The organism is Methylobacterium sp. WL18 (assembly GCF_008040015.1).
GTDB lineage: Bacteria > Pseudomonadota > Alphaproteobacteria > Rhizobiales > Beijerinckiaceae > Methylobacterium > Methylobacterium mesophilicum.
The window spans coordinates 1-848 of sequence record NZ_VRVD01001101.1 but is presented as its reverse complement, the minus strand read 5'-3'; the positions used below and the strand labels follow the sequence as shown (position 1 = coordinate 848).

The 848-nt window shown below is 69.8% G+C and carries 2 protein-coding genes; both read left to right on the top strand.

Annotated features, from left to right (window positions below):
• The first annotated feature begins 168 nt into the window (after positions 1 to 168).
• Entirely contained in the window at positions 169 to 504 is a 336-nt protein-coding gene (locus FV228_RS31150; RefSeq protein ID WP_147857910.1) for a chorismate mutase, read from the top strand.
• Between the two features lie 4 nt (positions 505 to 508).
• On the top strand, positions 509 to 848 hold a 340-nt coding region (rpsP, locus tag FV228_RS31145; protein WP_147857909.1), incomplete at its 3' end, for a 30S ribosomal protein S16.

Here is an 848-nt window from a genome sequence, read left to right as displayed (position 1 = left end):
CGCGCAGATCGAGAAGCAGTTCGGCGGCAAGCTGCCGCCGATGCCGCCGGGCCTGGGCGGGGGCGGACTGGGCGGCGGCTTGGGCGGCATGCCCAAGATGCCGGGGCTTCCCGGCCTCGGCGGCCCGAAGCTGCCCGGTCTCGGCGGATTCATGCCGGGGAAGAAGAAATGAGCGTCCTCGCTGCCCAAGCGGTCGATCCCGAACTCGCCCGCCTGCGCGACAGCATCGACAACTTCGATGCGGCGCTGATCCATCTGCTCGCCGAGCGCTTCCGCTGCACGCAGCGGGTCGGCGAGCTCAAGGCCCGAAAGGGGATCCCCCCTTCCGATCCGGACCGGGAGGCGCGTCAGGTCGCCCGGCTCCGCACGCTCGCGGTCGAAGCCAAGCTCGACCCCGACTTCGCCGAGAAGTTCCTGGCCTTCGTGGTCAAGGAGGTCATCCGGCACCACCAGACGATCGCGGCCAACCATACGCCGTCGGTCGAAGAACAGAGAAAGTCCTAAGACAATGGCCCTGAAGATCCGTCTCACGCGCGGTGGCGCCAAGAAGCGTCCGTACTACCGCATCGTCGTCGCCGACGCCCGCGCCCCCCGCGATGGCCGCTTCATCGACAAGGTCGGCGCCTACGACCCGATGAAGCCCAAGGACGATCCGGCCCGGATCCAGCTCGACGCCGAGAAGATCCAGGGCTGGCTCGCCAAGGGCGCGCAGCCGACCGATCGCGTCCTGCGCTTCCTCGACCAGGCCGGGCTGGCCAAGCGCCCGACGCGCAACAACCCGCAGAAGGCCGAGCCCGGCGAGAAGGCCAAGGAGCGCGCCACCAAGCGCGCCGAGAAGGCCGCCGCGC